General features: G+C 56.8%; 20 protein-coding genes and 5 pseudogenes. 10 read left to right on the forward strand and 15 right to left on the reverse strand.

Features of this window, described 5'->3' with window-relative positions; all coding sequences use genetic code 11:
* The first annotated feature begins 34 nt into the window (after positions 1–34).
* Positions 35–1,039, forward strand: a complete 1,005-nt coding sequence (locus HV318_RS22565) for an IS110-like element IS5075 family transposase (protein ID WP_000427614.1) — start codon at positions 35–37, stop codon at positions 1,037–1,039.
* Between the two features lie 278 nt (positions 1,040–1,317).
* Here HV318_RS22565 and HV318_RS22570 read toward each other — a convergent pair.
* From HV318_RS22570 to msrB, 3 genes and pseudogenes are all read right to left on the reverse strand, one after another.
* Positions 1,318–2,019 (reverse strand): annotated as a pseudogene (locus tag HV318_RS22570) (glutathione S-transferase N-terminal domain-containing protein); the annotation flags it as partial.
* A 132-nt stretch (positions 2,020–2,151) separates the two neighbouring features.
* Entirely contained in the window at positions 2,152–2,691 is a 540-nt protein-coding gene (gene msrA, locus HV318_RS22575; RefSeq protein WP_004099036.1) for a peptide-methionine (S)-S-oxide reductase MsrA, read from the reverse strand.
* A 1-nt stretch (position 2,692) separates the two neighbouring features.
* The gene (gene msrB / locus HV318_RS22580; RefSeq protein ID WP_004099035.1) at positions 2,693–3,136 is read right to left on the reverse strand and encodes a peptide-methionine (R)-S-oxide reductase MsrB; all 444 of its coding nucleotides are present in this window, start codon (positions 3,134–3,136) and stop codon (positions 2,693–2,695) included.
* 124 nt (positions 3,137–3,260) lie between these two features.
* Between msrB and HV318_RS22585 the strand changes: the two genes are divergently transcribed.
* Positions 3,261–4,292, forward strand: a complete 1,032-nt coding sequence (locus tag HV318_RS22585) for an IS630-like element ISEc33 family transposase (protein ID WP_046092923.1) — start codon at positions 3,261–3,263, stop codon at positions 4,290–4,292.
* A 145-nt stretch (positions 4,293–4,437) separates the two neighbouring features.
* Here the strand turns inward: HV318_RS22585 and HV318_RS22590 are convergent, their stop codons facing one another.
* Positions 4,438–5,313, reverse strand: a complete 876-nt coding sequence (locus HV318_RS22590; protein WP_011191349.1) for a LysR family transcriptional regulator — start codon at positions 5,311–5,313, stop codon at positions 4,438–4,440.
* Positions 5,314–5,541: 228 nt separating this feature from the next.
* Here HV318_RS22590 and HV318_RS22595 point away from each other — a divergent pair, with 228 nt between their 5' ends.
* The 3 genes from HV318_RS22595 to HV318_RS22605 all read left to right on the forward strand — a co-directional run bounded on the left by HV318_RS22595 (position 5,542) and on the right by HV318_RS22605 (position 8,395).
* Positions 5,542–6,774, forward strand: a complete 1,233-nt coding sequence (locus tag HV318_RS22595) for a bifunctional alpha/beta hydrolase/OsmC family protein (RefSeq protein WP_004357650.1) — start codon at positions 5,542–5,544, stop codon at positions 6,772–6,774.
* 107 nt (positions 6,775–6,881) lie between these two features.
* Positions 6,882–7,370, forward strand: a complete 489-nt coding sequence (gene msrA, locus HV318_RS22600) for a peptide-methionine (S)-S-oxide reductase MsrA (RefSeq protein WP_045269765.1) — start codon at positions 6,882–6,884, stop codon at positions 7,368–7,370.
* Complete coding sequence (locus HV318_RS22605) at positions 7,370–8,395, forward strand: zinc-binding alcohol dehydrogenase family protein (protein WP_004357654.1); 1,026 nt, start codon at positions 7,370–7,372, stop codon at positions 8,393–8,395. Before msrA (HV318_RS22600) ends, HV318_RS22605 begins: the two co-directional genes overlap by 1 nt.
* A 396-nt stretch (positions 8,396–8,791) precedes the next feature.
* Here the strand turns inward: HV318_RS22605 and HV318_RS22610 are convergent, their stop codons facing one another.
* Both HV318_RS22610 and HV318_RS22620 read right to left on the reverse strand, forming a co-directional pair.
* Positions 8,792–9,286, reverse strand: coding sequence for a MarR family winged helix-turn-helix transcriptional regulator (locus tag HV318_RS22610; protein ID WP_004099028.1), 495 nt, complete (start codon positions 9,284–9,286; stop codon positions 8,792–8,794).
* Positions 9,287–9,843: 557 nt separating this feature from the next.
* Positions 9,844–10,332: a YkgB family protein gene (locus tag HV318_RS22620; protein WP_004099027.1), complete on the reverse strand. Its 489-nt coding sequence runs from the start codon at positions 10,330–10,332 to the stop codon at positions 9,844–9,846.
* A gap of 297 nt (positions 10,333–10,629) precedes the next feature.
* On the opposite strand from HV318_RS22620, the gene HV318_RS22625 reads away from it, so the two are divergent.
* Positions 10,630–10,989 (forward strand): DUF6314 family protein, encoded by a 360-nt coding sequence (locus HV318_RS22625; protein ID WP_166479491.1) that lies wholly within the window; start codon positions 10,630–10,632, stop codon positions 10,987–10,989.
* Between the two features lie 38 nt (positions 10,990–11,027).
* Here HV318_RS22625 and HV318_RS22630 read toward each other — a convergent pair whose 3' ends face one another.
* Both HV318_RS22630 and HV318_RS22635 read right to left on the reverse strand, forming a co-directional pair.
* On the reverse strand, positions 11,028–11,987 hold the full coding sequence (locus HV318_RS22630) for a YeeE/YedE thiosulfate transporter family protein (protein WP_004099025.1): 960 nt from the start codon (positions 11,985–11,987) through the stop codon (positions 11,028–11,030).
* A gap of 26 nt (positions 11,988–12,013) precedes the next feature.
* Positions 12,014–12,436 carry a MarR family winged helix-turn-helix transcriptional regulator gene (locus HV318_RS22635; protein ID WP_223296479.1) on the reverse strand — a complete coding sequence of 141 codons (423 nt, stop codon included), beginning with the start codon at positions 12,434–12,436 and terminating at the stop codon, positions 12,014–12,016.
* Between the two features lie 367 nt (positions 12,437–12,803).
* Here HV318_RS22635 and HV318_RS22640 point away from each other — a divergent pair, with 367 nt between their 5' ends.
* Positions 12,804–13,700: a LysR family transcriptional regulator gene (locus HV318_RS22640; RefSeq protein ID WP_011191354.1), complete on the forward strand. Its 897-nt coding sequence runs from the start codon at positions 12,804–12,806 to the stop codon at positions 13,698–13,700.
* Here HV318_RS22640 and HV318_RS22645 read toward each other — a convergent pair.
* The 5 genes and pseudogenes from HV318_RS22645 to HV318_RS22665 all read right to left on the reverse strand — a co-directional run.
* Positions 13,697–13,933 carry a DUF2274 domain-containing protein gene (locus HV318_RS22645; RefSeq protein WP_026227538.1) on the reverse strand — a complete coding sequence of 79 codons (237 nt, stop codon included), beginning with the start codon at positions 13,931–13,933 and terminating at the stop codon, positions 13,697–13,699. The genes HV318_RS22640 and HV318_RS22645 overlap by 4 nt on opposite strands.
* A 2-nt stretch (positions 13,934–13,935) precedes the next feature.
* A complete protein-coding gene (locus HV318_RS22650; protein ID WP_011191355.1) occupies positions 13,936–15,156 on the reverse strand; it encodes a TraB/TrbI/VirB10 family type IV secretion system protein in 1,221 nt (406 codons plus the stop codon).
* A complete protein-coding gene (gene trbG / locus HV318_RS22655) occupies positions 15,153–16,202 on the reverse strand; it encodes a P-type conjugative transfer protein TrbG (protein ID WP_011191356.1) in 1,050 nt (349 codons plus the stop codon). The genes HV318_RS22650 and trbG overlap by 4 nt, the downstream gene beginning before the upstream one ends.
* Positions 16,199–16,519: pseudogene (trbF, locus tag HV318_RS22660) on the reverse strand (conjugal transfer protein TrbF); the annotation flags it as partial. The gene trbG and the pseudogene trbF, both read right to left, overlap by 4 nt.
* A 277-nt stretch (positions 16,520–16,796) precedes the next feature.
* A pseudogene (locus HV318_RS22665) lies at positions 16,797–17,624 on the reverse strand (IS110-like element IS4321 family transposase); the annotation flags it as partial.
* A 64-nt stretch (positions 17,625–17,688) separates the two neighbouring features.
* Between HV318_RS22665 and HV318_RS22670 the strand changes: the two are divergent.
* Complete coding sequence (locus tag HV318_RS22670) at positions 17,689–18,393, forward strand: IS6-like element IS26 family transposase (protein ID WP_047389788.1); 705 nt, start codon at positions 17,689–17,691, stop codon at positions 18,391–18,393.
* A gap of 37 nt (positions 18,394–18,430) precedes the next feature.
* Here HV318_RS22670 and HV318_RS22675 read toward each other — a convergent pair.
* Positions 18,431–18,994: pseudogene (locus HV318_RS22675) on the reverse strand (recombinase family protein); the annotation flags it as partial.
* 245 nt (positions 18,995–19,239) lie between these two features.
* Here HV318_RS22675 and HV318_RS22680 point away from each other — a divergent pair.
* On the forward strand, positions 19,240–20,448 hold the full coding sequence (locus HV318_RS22680) for a type II restriction endonuclease (RefSeq protein ID WP_000110241.1): 1,209 nt from the start codon (positions 19,240–19,242) through the stop codon (positions 20,446–20,448).
* Positions 20,449–20,481: 33 nt separating this feature from the next.
* Here HV318_RS22680 and HV318_RS22685 read toward each other — a convergent pair whose 3' ends face one another.
* Positions 20,482–21,915 carry a DNA cytosine methyltransferase gene (locus HV318_RS22685; protein ID WP_001288432.1) on the reverse strand — a complete coding sequence of 478 codons (1,434 nt, stop codon included), beginning with the start codon at positions 21,913–21,915 and terminating at the stop codon, positions 20,482–20,484.
* Between the two features lie 98 nt (positions 21,916–22,013).
* On the opposite strand from HV318_RS22685, the pseudogene HV318_RS22690 reads away from it, so the two are divergent.
* Positions 22,014–22,271, forward strand: a pseudogene (locus tag HV318_RS22690) (IS1 family transposase); the annotation flags it as partial.
* Between the last annotated feature and the right edge of the window lie 58 nt (positions 22,272–22,329).

Consider the following 22,329-nt stretch of genomic DNA (forward strand, 5'->3'; position numbering starts at 1 on the left):
ATGCTGAGGACAGGCTTTCATTCGGAGAACCATCATGGAAAACATTGCGCTTATTGGTATCGATCTGGGTAAGAACTCTTTCCATATTCATTGTCAGGATCATCGTGGGAAGGCCGTTTACCGTAAAAAATTCACCCGACCAAAGCTAATCGAATTTCTGGCGACATGCCCGGCAACAACCATCGCGATGGAAGCCTGTGGCGGTTCTCACTTTATGGCACGCAAGCTGGCAGAGTTAGGGCATTTTCCAAAGCTGATATCACCGCAATTTGTCCGCCCATTCGTTAAAAGCAACAAAAATGACTTCGTTGATGCTGAAGCTATCTGTGAAGCAGCATCACGTCCATCTATGCGTTTCGTGCAGCCCAGAACCGAATCTCAGCAGGCAATGCGAGCTCTGCATCGTGTCCGTGAATCCCTGGTTCAGGATAAGGTGAAAACAACTAATCAGATGCATGCTTTTCTGCTGGAATTTGGTATCAGCGTTCCGCGAGGTGCTGCCGTTATTAGTCGACTGAGTACCCTTCTTGAGGACAGTAGTTTGCCTCTTTATCTCAGCCAGTTACTGCTGAAATTACAACAGCATTATCACTATCTTGTTGAGCAGATTAAAGATCTGGAATCTCAGTTGAAACGAAAGTTGGACGAAGATGAGGTTGGACAGCGCTTGCTGAGTATTCCCTGCGTTGGAACGCTGACTGCCAGTACTATTTCAACTGAGATTGGCGACGGGAAGCAGTACGCCAGCAGCCGTGACTTTGCGGCGGCAACAGGGCTGGTACCCCGACAGTACAGCACGGGAGGTCGGACGACATTGTTAGGGATTAGCAAGCGGGGCAACAAAAAGATCCGAACTTTGTTGGTTCAGTGTGCCAGGGTATTCATACAAAAACTGGAACACCAGTCTGGCAAGTTGGCCGACTGGGTCAGGGAGTTGTTGTGTCGGAAAAGCAACTTTGTCGTCACCTGTGCTCTGGCAAACAAGCTGGCCAGAATAGCCTGGGCACTGACGGCGCGACAGCAAACTTACGAAGCATAAAGGCAGAAATACACCAGTTTAAACAATCATTCATCTGGTTTTGCGAATACTGATATTGATGATACTAACGGCCCACCGGCCTGTTGAGGAACCTGTAAAACGGAAAGGCTCATTGAAGCCGTATATTTTCTGGAGGTTCATCAGGCGCGGAACTCATCGAGGCGCGGGAATAAAATCCCATTCAGACGCCGGATAGATTCAAGCAAGCCAACTTGTCGTCAAAATCGGTGTTGCAAAAACGGGAGTGACCATAGATTCCGTTTTCTGAGACGACCCCATGCAGGCCTCGCAGGAATTCGCAGGCCACGCTGTACAGCCGGTCGCGCCAGCCCGCGTTCGAGCCATGCCTGCACGTTCGAATAGCTGCTTAGGCCGAGGATGTCGCCCGCTGCGTAGAATTCGACCAGCGCATTCACCCAGCCAAACGTCGCAATGTCCGCGATCGAGTAATCATCGACAATCCATTCGCGGCCCTCCAGCCGGTGATCCAGGACCCCGAGAAGACGCCTGGATTCATCAACAAAGCGCTGCCGAGGTCGCTTGTCCTCATAGTCCTTGCCGGCAAATCGCAGGAAAAAGCCTAGCTGTCCGAAGGTCGGCCCAACGCCCGACACCTGAAAGAACACCCAGGCCAGAGTCTCGTACCGCTGGGCGGGTGTTGTTGAGATGAGCTGCCCCGTCTTGTCGGCCAGATAGATGAGGATCGCACCGGTTTCCCATATGCCAATGGGCTGGCCGTCAGGGCCAGCCGGATCGATGATCGCGGGTATGCGGCCGTTGGGATTCAACGACACGAACGCTGGATCCTTCGACTCGTTGTTCGAGATGTCGACGAAGTGGGGCTCATACGGCAGGCCAGTCTCCTCCAGCATCATCGAGACCTTGACGCCGTTGGGCGTGGGGGCCGCGTATAGTTGCAAGCGATCCGGATAAGATGCTGGCCAGCGCTGCGTGATGGGAAAGGAGGAGAGGTCTGTCATATCTGGATCCTGGCACTGCGACGGCGGCTGAATGGAATGATCTGCTTCAAGGCCGGGTTCGACGACCGCGTCGATTGACGCGGTCGTCGGAGGTTGCGAACCGGATCGGCGCGGCACTAACGGCAGCGAAGCCTATTCCGCTGCAGCCCCGGCCGCAGGGCTCACATCGCCGGCCTCATGCCGCTTTGGAAGAACCCAGTCGGGACGGACGAAGTGGCAGGTGTAGCCGCCCGGCCGCTTCTCCAGATAATCCTGGTGATCGGGCTCGGCCTCCCAGAACTCGCCGACCGGCTGGACCTCGGTCACCACTTTGCCATCCCACAGCCCCGAGGCATCCACATCGGCGATCGTATCCTCGGCGACGCGCTTCTGCTCCTCGTCGACATAATAGATGCCCGACCGGTAGGAGAGCCCACGATCATTGCCCTGGCGGTTCAGCGTCGTCGGATCGTGGATCTGGAAGAAGAATTCCAGGATGTGCCGGTAGCTCGTCACTGTCGGGTCGAAGACAATCTCGATCCCCTCGGCATGCGTGCCGTGATTACGATACGTGGCGTTCGGAATATCGCCGCCCGTGTAACCCACACGGGTCGAGATGATGCCGGGCCGCTTGCGGATCAGATCCTGCATGCCCCAGAAACATCCTCCTGCGAGAACAGCGCGCTGATGCATGTTAAGCCTCCTCTACTTGATCGAGATATTCACCGTATCCCTCGGACTCCATCTCGTCGCGCGGGATGAAGCGAAGGGACGCAGAGTTGATGCAGTAGCGCAGACCGCCGCGGTCGGAAGGACCGTCCGGGAAAACGTGGCCCAGATGGCTGTCGGCGTGTACCGACCTGACCTCCGTCCGGACCATGCCGTGTGCACTGTCCCGCACCTCGTTCACGTTTGCCGGAACGATCGGCTTGGTGAAGCTGGGCCAGCCAGTACCCGAATCGAACTTGTCCGTTGAAGCGAACAGCGGCTCTCCCGACACTATGTCGACGTAGATGCCAGGCTCCTTGTTGTCGTTGTGCTCACCCGTGAAGGGCCTTTCGGTCCCCGAATCCTGGGTAATCCGGCGTTGCTCGGGGGTCAGGCGGTCAACTGCTGCCTGTGACTTCTCAAACTTCATGATAGTCTCCAATAATTAATCTAAATAGATGCGCGGAATAGTAGATCACTGAAAGGGAACTCAGCCCGGATTGTGCGATCTGATCAATCGCCAAACCAACCAAAACCACCAACCGGACTGAGCGATGCCGATCATAGCACCAATACCCCGTGGCGAACGACGCCTGATGCAGAAAGCTATTCATAAAACGCGCGATAAAAATCATGCCCGCAGACTCACGGCCATGCTGATGCTTCATCGGGGTGAACGGGTCAGCGATGTTGCCAGAACTCTCTGTTGTGCTCGTTCATCCGTTGGTCGCTGGATTAACTGGTTTACGCACTCAGGTATTGAAGGCCTGAAATCCTTACCCGCAGGGCGCTCCCGACGCTGGCCTTTTGAACATATCTGCACCCTGTTACGTGAGCTGATAAAGCATTCTCCCGGCGATTTTGGTTATCAACGTTCACGCTGGAGCACCGAATTACTGGCAATAAAAATCAATGAGATAACCGGTTGCCAGTTACATGCAGGAACCGTTCGCCGCTGGTTGCCATCTGCGGGGCTTGTATGGCGCAGGGCCGCGCCAACTCTGCGTATCCGTGACCCACATAAAGATGAAAAGATGGCGGTAATCCACAAAGCGCTGGATGAATGCAGCGCAGAGCATCCGGTATTTTATGAAGATGAAGTGGATATCCACCTTAATCCTAAAATCGGTGCGGACTGGCAGTTGCGCGGACAGCAGAAACGGGTAGTGACGCCGGGGCAGAACGAAAAATACTATCTGGCCGGCGCACTGCACAGTGGCACGGGTAAAGTCAGCTACGTGGGCGGCAACAGCAAAAGTTCAGCGCTGTTTATCGCTCTGCTGAAGCACCTGAAAGCCACTTACCGGCGGGCGAAAACAATCACGCTGATCGTTGATAACTACATTATCCATAAAAGCCGCGAAACACAGCGCTGGTTGAAAGCAAATCCCAAGTTCAGGGTAATTTACCAGCCGGTTTACTCGCCGTGGGTGAATCATGTGGAACGGCTATGGCAGGCACTTCATGACACGATAACCCGTAATCATCAGTGCCGCTCAATGTGGCAGTTACTGAAAAAGGTCCGCCATTTTATGGAAACCGCCAGCCCATTCCCCGGAGGAAAACATGGTCAGGCAAAAGTGTAGCGGTATTAGGCGCAGCTATTTAGAGAGCTCGACACACTGTCATTTATCTTTGCAGTCATTGCGCCGACTATCGCAGTGCGCCCCAGATTTATCCAATACGCTGCGCGTATAGTTTCCATAGCGCCGAAGCTCTTCACGTCGTGATTCAGTTCCACTCATACCGGGCTGCCAGCTGCGCGATGTTCCGTATCTCGACCGTTGCCGTGGAGCCGGATACTGTCGCGATCACGACTTCGCGCTCCAAGACAAATCCGTCGATCGGCCGAGTGACGAGGCCTTGCACGGTCGGCGATCGTTCCGGAAGAATGCATATGGCGTGGCCGTCAGCGACGACCCGTTGCACCCAGTCCTCGCGATCTGATCGAAAGCGAGGTCGCATGAGCAAGTCCCGTCGCGCGAAGTGATCGAGGATCCGATCGCGAAACTCGCATTTCAGGCGATCGACGAAAGGAAACTCGAGCAGGTCTTCGCCGCGCACGATCTCGTTGGCAGCCAAGGGATGGTTTGCAGAACAGCCGAGCACGAAGCGCTCCCGAAATAGAGGATGCACATCCAGCTTGCGTTCCGGTCTTGTTTCACGCGGCATGATGCACGCGTGGTATTTTCCTGAAAGCACCTCCGATGTGTCCTCGTTCGACTGGAGCGAGTGCAGCTTGATTTCGATGGATGGCATCTCCGCCAATGCGCTCTCGAAGAATGCCGTAAATTCCTTTGGTCCGACGGTGGGCGCGACGGCGACATCCAGCACGCGGTGCCCCCCCATCGCCCAGTGCTCCGAGTGATTGCGAACGCTCTTCATCGCGACCACCATGCGCCGGAATTCTGCCTCGACGTCATGGCCAAGGCCAGTCAGGCGGCTGTTCTTCCCGTCGCGATAGATCAGCGGCCCGCCAAGCTCATCTTCCAAGCGGCGGATCGCGCGGGTCAGACTTGGCTGTGACACACCGCTCAAGCGAGCGGCCGCTGTGAAATTCAGCGTCTCGGCCAAGTTGATGAAATAGCTGACTTGATTGAGTTCCATAGTCCTTTGGCCCACGCGCCTGACTGATACCTCTTCCGTGAGACCGCCTTTGGAAAGCAGGTCGCAGAAGTATGCTTGGCGCATATAATCATGGTATAGGGGCTTGTCTATATGCGCCAGACATATAAATGATAGCCTGAGATGACGATTACCGGTTGGCGGTGCGCTCCGCTCAGCTCCGTCGAAGGTTCTGAGAGCGCAACCGCCAAGCCGCGTGCTGGAGGTTTGATGGACATGGCAGGAAGATCATTTACGTTTGTCAGTGGGGCTGGCTCTCCGCTGTCCGGGCACCTCGAACCGCCGGAAGGGACGCCGCGGGGCTGGGCGATCTTCGCCCACTGCTTCACGTGCGGGAAAGACAGTCGCGCCGCTGTTCACATCTCGCGCGCGCTGTCGCGTGCGGGCATCGGGGTCTTGAGGTTCGATTTCGCCGGGACCGGGATCGGCGGTGGGACGGGAGAACCTGTGAACTTCGCGTCGGACGTCGAGGACCTTCGGGCCGCCGCAAATGCGATGGCGGCGGCGGGCATGTCACCGTCCCTCCTCGTCGGGCACAGCCTGGGTGGCACCGCTGCGATCGTAGCCGCCGCCGACATGCCTGATATTGCGGCGGTAGCGACGATTGGTGCGCCGGCCGACCTTCAGCATATCTTGCGCCTCTTCGGACCGAATGATCTGGACACCATCGCGAGCGAGGGCGAGGCCTCGGTGGAGATTGCCGGTAGGCCCTTCCTCATTCGCCGAGGGTTCCTTGAGGCGGTTGAGGGGATCGACGTCGAGAAGGCCATTGCCTCCCTGCGACGGCCGGTGCTGGTCATGCACTCTCCGCTGGATCAGGTGGTCGGCATCGACCACGCGTCGCGCATCTTCGTCGCGTCCAGGCACCCTAAAAGCTTCATCTCGCTCGACAACGCGGATCACCTTCTCACCGACGTCGCGGACGCGAACTACGCCGCGGCCATGGTGGCGGTTTGGGCGAGCCGCTTTCTCCCACCACTCAGCGCGGATCTTCCGCAGGTCGAGGTTGCGGAGGGCGTCGTCTCCACCGAAACTCTTGCAGGGACGTTCCAGCTCAAGGTCCGCAGCGGCGAGCACACTCTGTTCGCCGACGAGCCAGCATCGGTCGGTGGCCTCGGGACCGGACTATCTCCCTACGAACTCGTATCTGCCGGCCTCGCAGCCTGCACGGTGATGACGATGCGTCTCTATGCGAACCGCAAGGGCTTTCCGCTCGAACGGGCGAGCACGACCGTGCAGCACGAGAAGGTGCCGGACATGATGCCACCCGACCGGTTCACCCGCACCATTGTCCTCGATGGGCCGCTGAGTGATGATCAGCGCGCTCGGATCCTCGCGATCGCTGATCGGTGTCCCGTCGATCTGAGTCTCATCCGGGGTTCGGACGTGCAGACCGAGCTCTTGAGCGCCAGTCAGGCTGCGGATCCCGCGAGGCTGGCTTGACCGTGGCGCACACGGAGGAGGGCGAACGGACTGTGAGCCAATCGCCTACCGGCAATAGGGCGGCCGCGACAGAGCGAGCAATTCTCGCAGGCGGCTGCTTCTGGGGCATGGAGGATTTGCTGCGCCGAGCCAGGGGAGTCATTTCGACGCGTGTCGGTTACACAGGCGGAGAAATGCCTGATCCGACCTACGCGAGACATTACGGCCATGCGGAAGCAGTGGAAGTGACCTTCGACCCTTCCGTTCTCGCCTATCGCTCGCTCTTGGAACTCTTCTTCCAGATACATGACCCCACGACCTACGAGCAACAAGGCAGCGATGTCGGTCCGAGCTATCGATCGGCGATTTTCTACACCACCGAAGTGCAGAAGGAAGTCGCCCTCACAACCATCGCGGAAATCGAGGCATCAGGAAGCTGGCCAGGCCCGGTCGTGTCGGAGATCAACCCAGAAGAACCCTTTTGGGAGGCGGAGCCAGAGCACCAAGAATACCTGGTGCGCTATCCTGGGGGCTATAGCTGCCACTTCGTGCGCCCGACCTGGCGGTTGGACCGCTCAGACGAACGCCCAGCTGTAATACTTGACAGAAAGAGTTGATGATGACCGAAACCGTGACTAATCAGGCCGCCTGGCAGAAAGCGCCGGGGCAGCCACTGAGGATCGGTGTCACCGCTCTGCCGCATCTGGCGGCGAACGAGATATTGATCCGCAACGCGGCCATCGCGATCAACCCACTCGACTGGATTCTGCAGGACGTCGCGCTTTTGCCATGGCTCGACTATCCCGCGATTCTCGGCAGCGACGTCTCCGGTGAGGTCGCGGCGGTCGGTGGCGCGGTCGAGCGGTTCAAGGTCGGCGATCGAGTCATCGGACAGGCGGTCGGGACAACCGTAAATCAACCTGCGCAGGGTGCGTTCCAGCACCACACGATCGTGCTGGACCACATGGCGGCGCCGATCCCCAACAACATTGCCTTCGCTGATGCGGCAGTCCTCCCGCTTGGCCTTGGCACCGCCGCAAGCGGGCTCTACGGACGGACACAGTTGGCTCTCGCGCCACCGTTACACTCGCCGACCGCGCGTCCAGAGGTCGTTCTGGTCTGGGGTGGATCGTCGAGCGTTGGCTGCAACGCCATCCAGCTCGCGGTGGCGTCGGGCTACAGGTGCGTCGCCACCGCTTCGGCGCGCAACGTCGGCCTGTTGAAGGAGCTGGGTGCAAGCGAGGTTCTTGACCACTCGAGTCCAGCCATCGTGGAAGACGTGATTGAGGCAATGCGCGGGCGCAGTCTCGCTGGAACGCTTCACGCGACCGGTCACATGAAAGACTGTTTTGCCGTAGTTGCGAGATGCGAGGGCTCGCGCCGGGTGGCAGCGACGCTGGCCCCGCCCGACGAGCGTTCATTTGGAGTCGAGGCGACGCACATCTCCGGGACGAGCCTCAAGGATGACGAGGTTGGTCCAATGATCTACCGCGAATTCCTGCCGCAGGCTCTCGCGGCGCGCACGTTCGTCCCCGCCCCTCCGGCGAAGATCGTGGGCCAGGGCCTTGAAATGCTCCAGGCTGCCTTGGAAGCCCTGAAGGCGGGTGTATCCGCAGCGAAAATCGTCGTTACCCTGCCTTGAGTGACCAGCCAGGCGGTTTTTCGCGTTCGCAGTCTGAGGTGGCCCGCACTTTGCCGATTGGGAAGCTCTACCGGGAAAACGCGTTTGGGACGCGCGCTGCGCTCCTGCCGGAGCATGCGTTCCCGAAACCTGTTCCCGACTGCTTTTCCCCGAAACTACCTATCGGACATAGAGAAATGGGAATGCAGCGAGTGGTTTGAACGGCCGCTTCCGAAACCGCGTTCCGATCAATTGAGCGGCTAAAAGTGGGGCGATCACCGACATATTAGAATGAGACCGCCATGCCCGATCGGCCGGCTTGACGCGTAGCCAAAAGAATGCGGCTGATGGTAGGCTCGCTGACATTATGAAGCCCCGCCATCTGAGCAGCGTTGAGCTGCCGCAATTGCGAGTCTCCTACGCGTCGTCGTTCTTCTCGCGGTCCACACCTCGCTCATGCAATTCGGCATCGACGGGGCAGTTCGTGCAGCCCTCGTAGCAGCACAAGCGGCAGATGCGGTATGACTGCTCGAGGTTTTCCAAGCGATTTCGGAGAACGCGTTCAGCGATGTCCGATAAGGTTTTCAGTTCGTCTGGATTAAGGATCGATAGCCCTTCGGCAATCACTTGATCGCGCGAGGCCAGGACCTCGTCGCTCGCGACCTTGCCAGTTGGAGTAAGATAGAGGGATCGCGCGCGCCCGTCTGTCGAATGCTCCCTACGCTCGATCAATCCCTCGCTTACCAATCTATCCACCAGGCGAACAGTTCCAGCATGTGAAAGGCCCACCCCGATCGCAAGCATACGGATCGAGAGCCCGGGCTTGTGCGCGAGCAACGCCAGCGCTGAGGCGGCGGGTCCAGCTTCCGGCGCCCGCGATGAACTAGCGCGAACGATGTCGTCGCTGATCATGAGTGCGAACGCCCCGAAAATGTTTCGATCTCGAGGTCCATCCATTGCCACATCTATATGTGCGCGGAGCATAGACAGCAAGCCATACCGTGGTCCTCTTCCTCCGCGCGGCTTGTGGAAAATGTCCTGTTTTAGAAGGGTTTCGGAGGATTTCGACTGATCGAGCGCGCCGAAAAAAACGGGTCCGGCTCGTTAAGGCCGCGGAACCGTTGATACCTGGCGGCTATAGGGCAAGCCTTTTCGCTCGGAATCGCCGTAGGTCGCGCCCGAGAATCACTCCGCGTCAGCGCTGTCATCCAGGCCGCGCAGGTGCAGATCAGCGAGACCTAGCTTGCCCCCGGCGTCGCACTTCCATCGTGTCACCGCGCGCGATCACGATTGTATCAATCCCATTGAGGAACAGTCCGTGCTCCACGACGTCGGGGATTGCGGCGAAACGGGCGAAGACCGCGTCGCCATGCAGCTGAGCGCCTCCGGGCTCGATATCGCGACGGAGCATCCATGCCCCGCGGAGGTTCTGCAGGATTTGCACGCCCGCCGTCACGAGAGGACCACAGTCACGAGAGCACAAGCGCCCCTCTGTGGCGGACCGAAGCACGCAGCAGCACGAGGGACGCCGCTAGCAGAACTGCGTCCTTCAGTAGAAACTGCCCTGGTGCAGCCGAAATCGCAGGAAAGCCGCCGGCAGTCTGCTCCGCGACACCTGGAGTGGTGATGAAAAAGGTCAGCGTGATCAGATAGGTCGCTGCTGACATTAGTGCGCCTAGCGCAGAGAAGAGTGGACGAAATGCACCAAGGATCAGAACGAGACCGGTCGATAACTCGATAACGCCGATGAAATAGCTTTGCCCCTGCGTCCCGAACATGCCGAGCCAATTCATGATCGGGCTGTGTTCGATAAACGGGGCGATACCATAGGCCTCGTACGCTGTGAACTTCATCGCGCCGAACCACAGAAATACGATCACGAGAGCCCATCTAAGCAGGCCAAGATCCCTCCGACCGTGCTCGGGGACAAGAAATTCATAACGGTCGAAAATGCTCATCTAAAATTCCTCAACAGTGGTCCCGTGGGAACGTCACGAACGTCGTCTACGTGCTTCGGGCAGGCGTTGCAGTATATGCGCGACGCATATACCATATACTAATAAGCGAGATATGTCGAGCGGCTGGCTCGCGCTTCGCTGCCTCACGAAGCCATCCTCATCGGCGATGCCTTTACCCAGCAAACGCGCGACCTTTGCGGGATTTTGACTTGATGGGGCTGGCGCTCCGGGTGGGCCTATAGCCCGTTGGCAAACGTCCAGCCTGTACGGATGGACGCGGCCCTGGACGAGATAACCATGCCCACCGAAATCGTAGCAGCGATCGGCGAAGGCGCGCTCGCTTATCGAGAGAGCGGCATTCTCTCACTGGCAGATGGCAGAGTATTCTCCGCGTGCCGGCAGTATCGCTATCGCTTGAGCGAGGACAGTGTTGTCGTCGAGTTCGCAGACGGACCTCATATCGGGACGCAGTTCCTCAGCTTGAGTTTCTCGCGGACGGATACCGGGTTGGAAGCGAGTGGCGTCTATGCCTGCGGAGACGACACCTACCATGCAACCTACAGGATTCTGGGGCCGGCGGCCTTTGAAGTGGTCATCATGGTCCAAGGGCCTGCAAAGGCATACGAGCTAGTCAGCCGATATTCCCGGTCGGGATAAATGCTCATGTCAGGAGGGCAAGTCCTCTGTTGCCCTTATCATGGCCGTGAAAGGCAGCGCCGGAATAACTTACCACGCGCTGCAAATCCGAAGACGATTGTCGTCGTCATCAGAAGGTAGGCGACTATCCCACCAGGTGAAAGAGTCGGAACCGCTGCGAGGATCAACCCATCATTCCCGCCGGGTATGAGCGCGATGCCGATACCCATCAATGTGCCGCCGACGACAGATCGCAGAATGCCATTGGCTGTCGGCAGTTGGAGACGCAGATTGCCTTGGCGAAAGGAGGCGGTTAGGGCGCCTGCGATCGAAGAGATCACCGCAGTGAGCGCGACCTCGCCGGCCGGGGACATTCTGAGAGGAAGGGCGCGTTGAATCACGTCTGCGAAGGTCCAGGCCGGCGAGAGTGCATATAGAAGTCCGCCAGTGATACCGAGTCCAATCATCGAAGCGCCGAACGACCAACCCGGCTTTGTTCGCAGAACGCTCTTCGTGGAAACGAAAACGAGTGCCAGCACGAGCACAACTAGGAAGGCTAGGAGAGTAACGAGGCCTGTTGCGCTCGGTTTGGAGATTAAGCTTGGCCATGTTGAATCGTAGCCGAACCTGCCATGGTCGGCAGCCAAGATACCAATCGTTAATCCCAAGGGTAGAGCTAGAAGTCGCATCTCCCCATCCCCAAGCCGCGCCAGCGATCCGAGCAGGCATGTGTCATTAATGAGTGCGCCGAGGCCGAAGGCGATGGCGCCGATGAGCAGGAGGAAATTGATGCTGGTCGAGGGTGCGAGTGTTGCGCCCAGTGTTCCCGTCCAGACTATCGGGACCGCAACCAGGCCTGCCGCTGCCGACGCTGCGAGAAATCCGACGAACATTTTCGGCGGCTGTCTTCTGTGTAACTCATGAGCGGCCACCACTAAACAGGTTCCGCCTTGGTTCGCCGCATATCCGAACCCGAAGGCAAGTACGCATAGAAGAAGTTCGAGCGCAAACGATCCCATTATTTCAAGCCTGCCTGATCATATCGTCAGCCTTCTGATGCGACGTTCCAGCGTGGCGAGCGCCCCGGCTTAGCTTTACCACGGGAAGGCGCGATCCTGCTGTAGCCGCACAGATGGCAAAGGCTGACCGAGCCATCTTTGTCGAAGCCGTTTGCCACAAGGAGCCGCTCCGACAGCATGCCTAGAATGTCGAGGTCATTGGGCGACAGGGGCGAAATACATTCGGAGATCACCTGCTCCCGTGCCTTGAGCAAGGCGTCCGTTATCTTCTTCCCCGAATTGGTGAGGTGAATGAAGCGCGCCCGCCTGTCGGTGATTTGTCTTCGTCGTTCCACCAACTGTTCGCGCTCGAGCCTATCGATCAATCGCACCGTCCCGGCATGAGAAAGCCCGATCGAGGTAGCCAAAACGCTGATCGGCAGTCCGGGCTCCATGCTGAGTAACACCATCACGGCGGTCCCCGGGCCGCTTGGTGAAAACGAGGCCGAGACACTGGCGATGCTGTCTGCAACGGCCAACGCGAGTGCACCTAAATGGTACTTGGCGACCTCAGGCTCCATACCGCAAGAATATATGCTTCGCGCATAGACTTCAAGCGTGTGAAAATGTATGACCGCCGCATGCATCTATGACAGATTCGGACATGGTCATGCTCATTGAGGGGCTCAGCTCGGATTCCACATCTGAGATCAACGGACGTGCTCGTTCCCCAGGCGCTAGCGGGGGTGGGCTCGATGAAAGTGGACGTGCATGGGTGCCGCTCACCGGGCGCAGGCGGTTCGCCGATGAGACCGCCGGTATGATCGGACGGGTCTCATGCCCGACCTGACTCTTGATCTCCGATACCTGAAGTACGCCGTTCAGGTCGCCGAGGCCGGCAGCTTCCGCCGAGCGGCGGAGCGCCTATCGATATCGCAATCCACCGTCAGCCGACGTGTGCAGCTGTTTGAGCGCCAACTTGGCTTTTCTCTCTTCAAGCGTACGCGAGCGGGGGCAGGGCTGACTCCAGAAGGTGAGCGCTTCCTTCAACAAGCGGTGGTGGGAGCGCGCTACCTTCGTAACGCCGCAACGGAGATCCGCTCCGCGCGGAAACTCAAGACCGGGCTCGTGAGGTTTGGAATGCTTGAAGCGTTCCCGGCGTGCCCGATCATCAACATTCTCTCGGCATTCAGAAATAGACATCCGACGATCGAGGTAAAGCTTGAGGAAGGCACTTCAGAAGAAAACACTTTGGGGGTGAAGCGCGGATTACTGGACGCAGCAATCAGCCTGAGTGCGAGCAAGAGCCCTCAGTTCCAAGTTCGACGTCTCTGCGAACCAGATCTGTTCGTGGCATTGTCCCCGCTTCACGAGTTGGCAGCACGGCCACAGCTGTCGTGGGAGGACGTTTGTGACGAAGTCTTCCTCGTTCGCTCGGATGGCGCTGGGCGTGAGCTCGCTGGCATACTCCGGCGCATGGTGGGCGCCGGAGACGGAGCGGTTCAACTCTCGATCCAACAAGTCAGCCGAGAAACCCTGCTGACGATGGTCGAACAGGGCTTCGGCTTGACCATCACCAGCGTGATCTACCGGCCGGATATCGCGTTGATCCCGCTCCCATCGGCGCGGGCGCCGACGGCCGCTATAATTTCTTCCAGTGACAACGACAACCCGACTCTGCCGCTGCTGCTGAAGTGTTTCGACACCCCCTCTAGAGCGGGGACCACGGATTAATCGGCGCTCCCCGGCGTCAACGTTCGCCTGGCTTTGGCGAAGCCACGGTCTGTCGCGATGAACCGTTGTAACATCGGGACGATTAACCGAGCTGGGTCAACAGCGGACTGACCTTGCTCTCGGCCCAATAGGTGGGCGTAGTCAACAAGGTCCTGGTGGAGAGCTGCAGGTAGCTCGACCTGTACCTTAAGCGGCTTGTCGTCCGCGATGGGGCCTAGCTTAAGCTTCGACATCATCACCCTCCATATGGCTCCAGTACCAAGTCTCGCGTCACGAGAACGCGCACGGGAAATCCGGGCCGAATAGTGATCGTGGGCGCGACGTTGAGCTGACGCCTCACAATCTGCTGCCCTGCGTCGTTGATGGTGTCCTGCCCACCGTTCCGGATCGCCTGAACGAGCTGATCGTCGTTGTCGACCGCGAGTTCGGCGCCGACGCTCAGCAGTGTCGACAATCCCGCAGCCTTGGCCAGATCCCACCAATGGTAATCGACGCCATCCTGCAGCCCGGCGAACCCTTCAGCGTCAGCACCAGGCTGGCGCTCGAGAACGATCGAGCGCCCGTTCGGGAAGACGAGCCGAGTCCAGACGAGCAGGACTCGGCTCTGGCCGAACTGCACGTTGTTGTCGTACTGCCCGACCACACGAGTGCCTTGCGGCACAAGCAAGATACGGCCGGTTGGGCTGTCGTAGATGTTTTCGGTGACCTGCGCGGTGATCTGGCCGGGTAGATCGGATCGGATGCCGGTGATCAGCGCCGCGGATATCACTGCTCCCGCCTGAAGGACGTTCGGCGATACTGGCGCAGCGACGCGATCGGGCGCAACCGTCCTGCGATCGGCCGCGGCGTTCAGAAACGCGTTCTGCCGGTCCTGCGCCGAGGGCGTGGCGGGCGGCGGAGCGAGGCCAATGCTCGCCAAATCCGGCACCGGCGCGAGCGCTGGGGCAGCTCCCGCAGCAGCGGGTGTGCCCCGGCTTTCCGATCCGGAGAAGAGACGGCTGGTGCGCGCGGTCTCGATTTCCTGAAGGCGGCGCTGCTCTTCCGGGCTGATGCCGGGATTGGGCGTGGCCGTCCCGGGTGTGGGCACCGGCTGTCCGCGATCCTGGGTACTAAGGATCGGCCGGCCGAGGTCACCGGGAAGAGGGGGACCGAGCTGTGGCACGCCACTGTAATCTCGCGGCAGGCCGGCCAGTCCGTCAGCGGTCGAGCGGTTCTCGGTCGAATAGAGTTCGTCGTTCGGCCGACCGGCGTCGCGGGTCTGAAGCGCGTAGATCAGCGCACCTCCGAGCCCGACGCTGGCGACAAGACCGAGGCCGGCGAGAACCTTCCGCGACAACCGGGTGACGCGGGGCGGTTCGGCCCGCAGCCGCATCGGCGCAGGCCCGACCGGCTCGCCGGTCAGGGGCTGCGCATCGTCGTCCGGCACTTCCTCAATCCGGGGCGGGTTCTCGCTCACGAGGTCGGCCTCCCGTCTGTGCGGACGATCCTGACGCGCTTCTGCTCGCGGCCGGAGCCGAAGCGAAGTTCGGCAGCCGCGAACAGACGATCAACGATCATGTGGTGGCCGCGAACGCGATAGTTCACGAGCTCAGAGGTGTTGCCCTCGGGGCCGACGACGAAGAGTGGCGGCATCTCGCCCTGACCGATGCCGCGCGGAAACTCGATAAAGACCTGGCGTCCGTCGTCGAAGGCGCGCAGCGGCCGCCACGGCGCACGGTCGCCCTCGATCGCATAGCGGAAGTTGACGTTCGCGAGATCGACGCCGCTCGCCACCGGCTGGGCCGCCTGCGCCTCGGCGTTCTGACGGCGCAGCGCAATGAGCTGGTCTTGCGGATACTGCCATGAGACCGACGCCATATAGGTGCGCTCTGTCGAGCGCAGCTCCATGTGATAGGTGCGCATGTTGGTGTTGATGACGAGGTTTGTCATCAGGTCGGCGCGGGTGGGCTTTACTAGGATGTGGATCTGGCGCGTTGCCCCCGATCCGCTCTCGGTGTCGCCGATGATCCAGCGCACTGTGTCGCCGGCGGCCACCGGGCCTGCGCCGACAAGCTGCTCCCCGGGTTGGAGCGCGATGTCGGTGATCTGCCCGACGGCGGTATAGACTTGATAAAGCGCCCCTTGAGTCCACGGGTAGACCTGCATCGAGTTAATGAAGCCGTCGCGCACCGGCTGGACTCGTGCCGCCTCGTTTGCCTGGTTGACGCGAGCGGTCGGATTAGAAGGCTCCGGGGCACGCCGCGTCTCCTCCACACGCTGCAATTGGCCAGGCAGCGGCAGCGGCCGGGGCAGCTCGACCACGGTGACCGGCGCGGGTGGATCGACGGTCTGCACCGCCGGAGCCGCATTGTCGTAGGAAATCTCCGGCGGCGGATTGGTGGTCGCGCAGCCCGCGAGCGCGGTCGCCGCTAGCAGAACGACCGGGAATGCGGCTCTACGGAGAGCCGGGAGTACGTGTGTGTGTGAAGCCGGGTTTCCGGCTTTACGGAAATACGGCTTCATTGCCCAAGCTCCCGTGACCAGTTGATGGCGTTGACGTAGATGCCGAGCGGGTTCGCCCTGAGCCGGTCGGCGTTTCGGGGGATCTGCACGACGATCGTCAGGATCGCGGTCCAGCGCGTGGTCTCGGCGAGCTGGCCATTTTCGTATCGGCGCTCGACCCAGGCGACGCGGAAGCTGTCCGGGGACGCGCGGATGACGCTGGAGACGTCGACAGCGACCTGCTGCCGGCCGACCCGTGTAAAGGGGTCGTTGGAGCGGGCGTAGTCATTGAGCGCCATGGCGCCGCGGTCAGTCGTGAAGTCGTAGGCGCGCAGCCAGGGGTCGTCTCAGAAAACGGAATCTATGGTCACTCCCGTTTTTGCAACACCGATTTTGACGACAAGTTGGCTTGCTTGAATCTATCCGGCGTCTGAATGGGATTTTATTCCCGCGCCTTGATGAGTTCCGCGCCTGATGAACCTCCAGAAAATATACGGCTTCAATGAGCCTTTCCGTTTTACAGGTTCCTCAACAGGCCGGTGGGCCGTTAGTATCATCAATATCAGTATTCGCAAAACCAGATCAGTAATTCTTTAAACCGGTGTATTTCTGCCGTTATGCTACATAAGTTTGCTGTCGTGCCGTTAGGGCCCAGGCTATTCTGGCCAGCTTGTTTGCCAGAGCACAAGTGACGACAAAGTTGCTTTTCCGGCACAGTAAATCCCTGACCCAATCGGCCAATTTGCCAGACTGGTGTTCCAGTTTTTGTATGAATACCCTGGCACATTGAACCAACAAAGTTCGGATCTTTTTATTACCTCGCTTACTAATTCCCAGCAATGTCGTCCTACCTCCCGTGCTGTACTGCCGAGGTACAAGCCCTGTTGCCGCCGCAAAGTCACGGCTGCTGGCGTACTGCTTCCCGTCGCCAATCTCAGTTGAAATAGTACTCGCTGTCAGTGTTCCGACGCAGGGAATGCTCAGCAAGCGCTGTCCAACCTCATCTTCGTCCAACTTTCGTTTCAACTGGGATTCCAAATCTTTAATCTGCTCAACAAGATAGTGATAATGCTGTTGTAATTTCAGCAATAACTGGCTGAGGTAAAGAGGCAAACTATTGTCCTCAAGAAGGGTACTCAGTCGGCTAATAACGGCAGCTCCTCGGGGAACGCTAATGCCAAATTCCAGCAGAAAAGCATGCATTTGATTGGTTGTTTTTACCTTATCCTGAACCAGGGATTCACGGACACGATGCAGAGCCCGCATTGCCTGCTGAGATTCCGTTCTGGGCTGCACAAAACGCATAGACGGACGCGATGCAGCTTCACAAATAGCTTCGGCGTCGACAAAGTCGTTTTTATTGCTTTTAACGAACGGGCGGACAAATTGTGGTGATATCAGCTTTGGGGAATGCCCCAACTCTTCCAACTTGCGTGCCATAAAGGGCACTGTTGCAAATAGTCGGTGGTGATAAACTTATCATCCCCTTTTGCTGATGGAGCTGCACATGAACCCATTCAAAGGCCGGCATTTTCAGCGTGACATCATTCTGTGGGCCGTACGCTGGTACTGCAAATACGGCATCAGTTACCGTGAGCTGCAGGAGATGCTGGCTGAACGCGGAGTGAATGTCGATCACTCCACGATTTACCGCTGGGTTCAGCGTTATGCGCCTGAAATGGAAAAACGGCTGCGCTGGTACTGGCGTAACCCTTCCGATCTTTGCCCGTGGCACATGGATGAAACCTACGTGAAGGTCAATGGCCGCTGGGCGTATCTGTACCGGGCCGTCGACAGCCGGGGCCGCACTGTCGATTTTTATCTCTCCTCCCGTCGTAACAGCAAAGCTGCATACCGGTTTCTGGGTAAAATCCTCAACAACGTGAAGAAGTGGCAGATCCCGCGATTCATCAACACGGATAAAGCGCCCGCCTATGGTCGCGCGCTTGCTCTGCTCAAACGCGAAGGCCGGTGCCCGTCTGACGTTGAACACCGACAGATTAAGTACCGGAACAACGTGATTGAATGCGATCATGGCAAACTGAAACGGATAATCGGCGCCACGCTGGGATTTAAATCCATGAAGACGGCTTACGCCACCATCAAAGGTATTGAGGTGATGCGTGCACTACGCAAAGGCCAGGGCTCAGCATTTTATTATGGTGATCCCCTGGGCGAAATGCGCCTGGTAAGCAGAGTTTTTGAAATGTAAGGCCTTTGAATAAGACAAAAGGCTGCCTCATCGCTAACTTTGCAACAGTGCCATAAATAGTCATGCGAGAAACGTTGAAGCGCTTAGCAACTGCACCAACTGTCATTTCAGGATCAGCAAGTAAGATTCTAATTTGTTTAACATCTTCTTCAGAAAGTGACGGTTTTCTCCCTCCCACACGGCCCCTTGCGCGTGCAGCTGCAAGGCCTGAGCGCGTTCTTTCAATATTGCGGTTGCGTTCAAAGCTAGAGAATATCGCCATCAGATGAGTATAGATTTCCCCTATAACTGGCGCATTTGTGTCTATTCTGTCCTTGATGGCTATGAAAGTTATTCCGCGTTTCTTCAGGTCGTCGAGTAAAGTAATGACTTGACCCAATGAACCACCGAGCCGATCTAGTGCCCAAACTACTAGGGTATCTCCCTCGCGCAATGCTTTCAGGCAGTTCTCCAGTTCCAGCGCACCTTTTTTGTCGCGCTTTGGGCCGCTACGTGAGGTCTGATCCTGATAGATTTGCTCACATCCAGCTTTTGTTAGTTCGTCAACCTGGTGCGCCACATCCTGAAGATGCGTAGATTTACGTGCATAGCCGATTTTCATTCTTTTCTCGCTAATTAGTTATGGGGTTATTGTTATGTTGATACAGTAACGAGTTTTGTTACATGAGGGGAGTCATTTTTCGGGAGAAGTCAGGACTTTTCAAGACTGTCACAAAAACCATCGTTTTTGATACATTAATTTAACCAATAGGTTGCAGATCAAATCGTCTGTAACAGCCTTTCTGGCTGTTTGTATATAATCATGAAAAAATGGTGAGTAGAGTTTCAGGGTAACAGGGGATGCTTATGTCGGTTTTCCACAACTGGCTACTTGAGATCGCATGTGAGAATTACTTCGTCTACATCAAACGCCTTTCCGCCAACGATACCGGCGCAACAGGTGGTCACCAGGTAGGGCTTTATATCCCTTCAGGTATCGTTGAAAAACTCTTTCCGTCTATCAACCATACCCGTGAACTGAACCCTTCGGTTTTTCTCACCGCACATGTGTCATCGCATGATTGCCCTGACAGCGAAGCCCGGGCAATTTATTATAACAGCCGTCATTTTGGTAAAACCCGGAATGAAAAAAGGATTACCCGCTGGGGTAGAGGCAGCCCACTTCAGAATCCTGAAAATACAGGGGCTCTGACGCTCCTGGCTTTCAAGCTTGATGAGCAAGGGGGGGACTGTAAGGAAGTAAATATTTGGGTATGCGCCAGCACTGATGAAGAGGACGTCATTGAGACCGCTATTGGTGAAGTTATACCCGGAGCGCTAATATCCGGCCCCGCAGGACAGATTCTAGGCGGACTATCTCTACAGCAAGCGCCAGTAAATCATAAATATATTCTACCTGAAGACTGGCACCTGCGCTTTCCGTCGGGAAGTGAAATTATTCAGTATGCAGCCAGCCATTATGTGAAAAATTCCCTTGATCCGGATGAGCAACTTCTTGACCGCCGGCGCGTGGAGTACGACATATTTCTATTGGTTGAGGAACTGCATGTTCTGGATATCATCCGGAAAGGATTTGGCTCTGTGGATGAATTTATTGCGCTGGCCAATTCTGTCAGCAATCGCCGTAAATCCAGAGCCGGGAAGTCGCTGGAACTGCACCTGGAGCATCTATTCATTGAGCACGGCCTGCGACACTTTGCGACGCAGGCCATCACAGAAGGTAATAAAAAACCCGATTTCCTTTTCCCTTCCGCAGGGGCTTACCACGATACTGAGTTTCCCGTAGAAAATCTGCGCATGCTGGCAGTCAAGACTACCTGTAAGGATCGCTGGCGTCAGATACTGAATGAGGCCGATAAAATTCATCAGGTGCATCTGTTTACACTCCAGGAGGGAGTTTCTCTGGCTCAATATCGGGAGATGCGGGAGTCGGGTGTCAGATTGGTCGTGCCATCATCGCTGCACAAAAAATACCCGGAGGCGGTGAGAGCTGAGCTAATGACGCTAGGTGCGTTTATTGCTGAGCTGACAGGGCTTTACGCAGATATTCCATAGATTATCTCCCGGCATAAATACCGGGAGGAGCGATCAGATTCGTTCAACCTTGCACGAATCGGCATTAACCGCTTTCAGGATATAAGGTTCAAGCAGTTTGGCTACGGCTTCAAACACGGGCACCACTACGGAGTTACCGAACTGCCTGTACGACTGAGTGTCTGACACAGGAATGCGAAAAGGCCTGCCATCTACTTTTTCAAAACCCATAAGGCGCGCGCACTCTCGTGGAGTCAGCCTGCGGGGCCGATGCGCCTGATTTTCTTCGTTCGCGAAGTCTGTTTCACCTGTGGCCATATCCCAGCCACGGTCTATCAGAATTTCAGACCCGTCTTTGTGATAGCGAGCAGAAAGCGTACGGGCAATGCTTTCTTTATTTTCAGGATTAACGAGGCCAAAACCGAATCCGTTACCCTTAGCTGCGTGCTTTTTGGCGTAGTTATAGAGATACTCCCAGAGTTTCGGCGTCAGTATATATTTGCTGTCAACCACGGGTTCCAGCAGTTCGCCAAATGACGGACGCTGTTCCGGATAAAAACGACTAATATCGCGCAGGGTAAAGCCCTGGTGAATGTTCAGATCACGACGGAAACCGACCAAAACGATACGTTCTCGGTGCTGAGGTAAAAAGTGCTTTCCGTCGATAACTTTAGGATCGTTTTTGCCCATCTCAGCTGCATCCGCAACTTCATAGCCCAGTTCGTCGAGGGTATCCATGATGACTTTAAAGGTTTTACCCTTGTCATGGCTCTTCAGGTTTTTAACGTTTTCAAGAACAAAGATGGCAGGTTTTTTTGCGCGTATAATACGCGCCACATCGAAGAAAAGCGTTCCCTGAGCCTCACATTCGAAACCATGCGCGCGCCCGAGCGAGTTTTTCTTGCTTACGCCCGCAAGGCTGAACGGTTGACAGGGGAAACCTGCTAGAAGTACATCATGATCCGGCACATGCTCATTAATGTAAGCATAGGCATCGTTTTCAGGTACTTCAGGTTTATCACTGAGCGTGACTTCCCGAATATCGAGATTGAAAGTGTGTTCCTGAGCATCGTTAAACCAGTTAGCTTTATATGTGCGCACAGCCTCTTTATTCCATTCACTGGTAAAAACGCACTGGCCACCGATGGTTTCGAAGCCCTTCCGTATACCTCCAATCCCAGCAAACAGGTCAATAAACCGGAAGGCATAGTCAGGGTGATGTGCAGGCGCTTCCGGAAGCATTTTTCGTAGAAGTTCCTCTTCGGCTAACGTCAGCGTCTTAGGTGAGCACTTACCATTAATCCAGCGATTAAGAGTCTCGCGACTCCACTCATTTTTACCAACTTTTCTAAGCAGTTCAGCCACGTACTTCTGGTCATAGATTTCCAGCACCTGCCCGAGCAGCTTTTTATCATTTTCCTGTCGCAGTTGTTCTTCCGCTTCTGCTTTCTCAAGCAGATCCTGCGCCAGTAATTCAAATTCAGACATATTGCCTCCATTGGGTCTTATGGGTGAAACTGTATCACTCATTTGACCCAGATTGAATGTTTTTATCTGGATATTTAAACAGGTTTATTGTTAGGTAACGCACGTTGGCCACGCTGGAGCGTCTTCTGGGCCTGCTGTCGGCCTTTGAGGTCGTGGTATGGATGACGGATGGCTGGCCGCTGTATGAATCCCGCCTGAAGGGAAAGCTGCACGTTATCAGCAAGCGTTACACTCAGCGCATTGAGCGACATAACCTGAATCTGAGACAACATCTGGCAAGGCTGGGACGGAAGTCACTGTCGTTCTCAAAATCGGTGGAGCTGCATGACAAGGTCATCGGGCATTATCTGGGGTGAGTTTGGATATCGAAAATTATTGTACTATAAGGGCTTCCCCGGCATGTCAACGCCGGTG

The organism is Enterobacter sp. RHBSTW-00901 (genome assembly GCF_014103115.1).
In the GTDB taxonomy this organism is placed as follows: domain Bacteria; phylum Pseudomonadota; class Gammaproteobacteria; order Enterobacterales; family Enterobacteriaceae; genus Enterobacter; species Enterobacter cloacae_P.

Excerpts from the sequence above, each read along its gene's own strand:
- HV318_RS22565 (WP_000427614.1), top strand. The coding sequence starts at position 35 with ATGGAAAACATTGCGCTTATTGGTATCGATCTGGGTAAGAACTCTTTC.
- msrA (WP_004099036.1), bottom strand. The coding sequence starts at position 2,691 with ATGCATCAGCGCGCTGTTCTCGCAGGAGGATGTTTCTGGGGCATGCAG.
- msrB (WP_004099035.1), bottom strand. The coding sequence starts at position 3,136 with ATGAAGTTTGAGAAGTCACAGGCAGCAGTTGACCGCCTGACCCCCGAG.
- HV318_RS22585 (WP_046092923.1), top strand. The coding sequence starts at position 3,261 with ATGCCGATCATAGCACCAATACCCCGTGGCGAACGACGCCTGATGCAG.
- HV318_RS22590 (WP_011191349.1), bottom strand. The coding sequence starts at position 5,313 with ATGGAACTCAATCAAGTCAGCTATTTCATCAACTTGGCCGAGACGCTG.
- HV318_RS22595 (WP_004357650.1), top strand. The coding sequence starts at position 5,542 with ATGGACATGGCAGGAAGATCATTTACGTTTGTCAGTGGGGCTGGCTCT.
- msrA (WP_045269765.1), top strand. The coding sequence starts at position 6,882 with ATGGAGGATTTGCTGCGCCGAGCCAGGGGAGTCATTTCGACGCGTGTC.
- HV318_RS22605 (WP_004357654.1), top strand. The coding sequence starts at position 7,370 with ATGATGACCGAAACCGTGACTAATCAGGCCGCCTGGCAGAAAGCGCCG.
- HV318_RS22610 (WP_004099028.1), bottom strand. The coding sequence starts at position 9,286 with ATGATCAGCGACGACATCGTTCGCGCTAGTTCATCGCGGGCGCCGGAA.
- HV318_RS22620 (WP_004099027.1), bottom strand. The coding sequence starts at position 10,332 with ATGAGCATTTTCGACCGTTATGAATTTCTTGTCCCCGAGCACGGTCGG.
- HV318_RS22625 (WP_166479491.1), top strand. The coding sequence starts at position 10,630 with ATGCCCACCGAAATCGTAGCAGCGATCGGCGAAGGCGCGCTCGCTTAT.
- HV318_RS22630 (WP_004099025.1), bottom strand. The coding sequence starts at position 11,987 with ATGGGATCGTTTGCGCTCGAACTTCTTCTATGCGTACTTGCCTTCGGG.
- HV318_RS22635 (WP_223296479.1), bottom strand. The coding sequence starts at position 12,436 with ATGGTGTTACTCAGCATGGAGCCCGGACTGCCGATCAGCGTTTTGGCT.
- HV318_RS22640 (WP_011191354.1), top strand. The coding sequence starts at position 12,804 with ATGCCCGACCTGACTCTTGATCTCCGATACCTGAAGTACGCCGTTCAG.
- HV318_RS22645 (WP_026227538.1), bottom strand. The coding sequence starts at position 13,933 with ATGTCGAAGCTTAAGCTAGGCCCCATCGCGGACGACAAGCCGCTTAAG.
- trbG (WP_011191356.1), bottom strand. The coding sequence starts at position 16,202 with ATGAAGCCGTATTTCCGTAAAGCCGGAAACCCGGCTTCACACACACAC.
- HV318_RS22670 (WP_047389788.1), top strand. The coding sequence starts at position 17,689 with ATGAACCCATTCAAAGGCCGGCATTTTCAGCGTGACATCATTCTGTGG.
- HV318_RS22680 (WP_000110241.1), top strand. The coding sequence starts at position 19,240 with ATGTCGGTTTTCCACAACTGGCTACTTGAGATCGCATGTGAGAATTAC.
- HV318_RS22685 (WP_001288432.1), bottom strand. The coding sequence starts at position 21,915 with ATGTCTGAATTTGAATTACTGGCGCAGGATCTGCTTGAGAAAGCAGAA.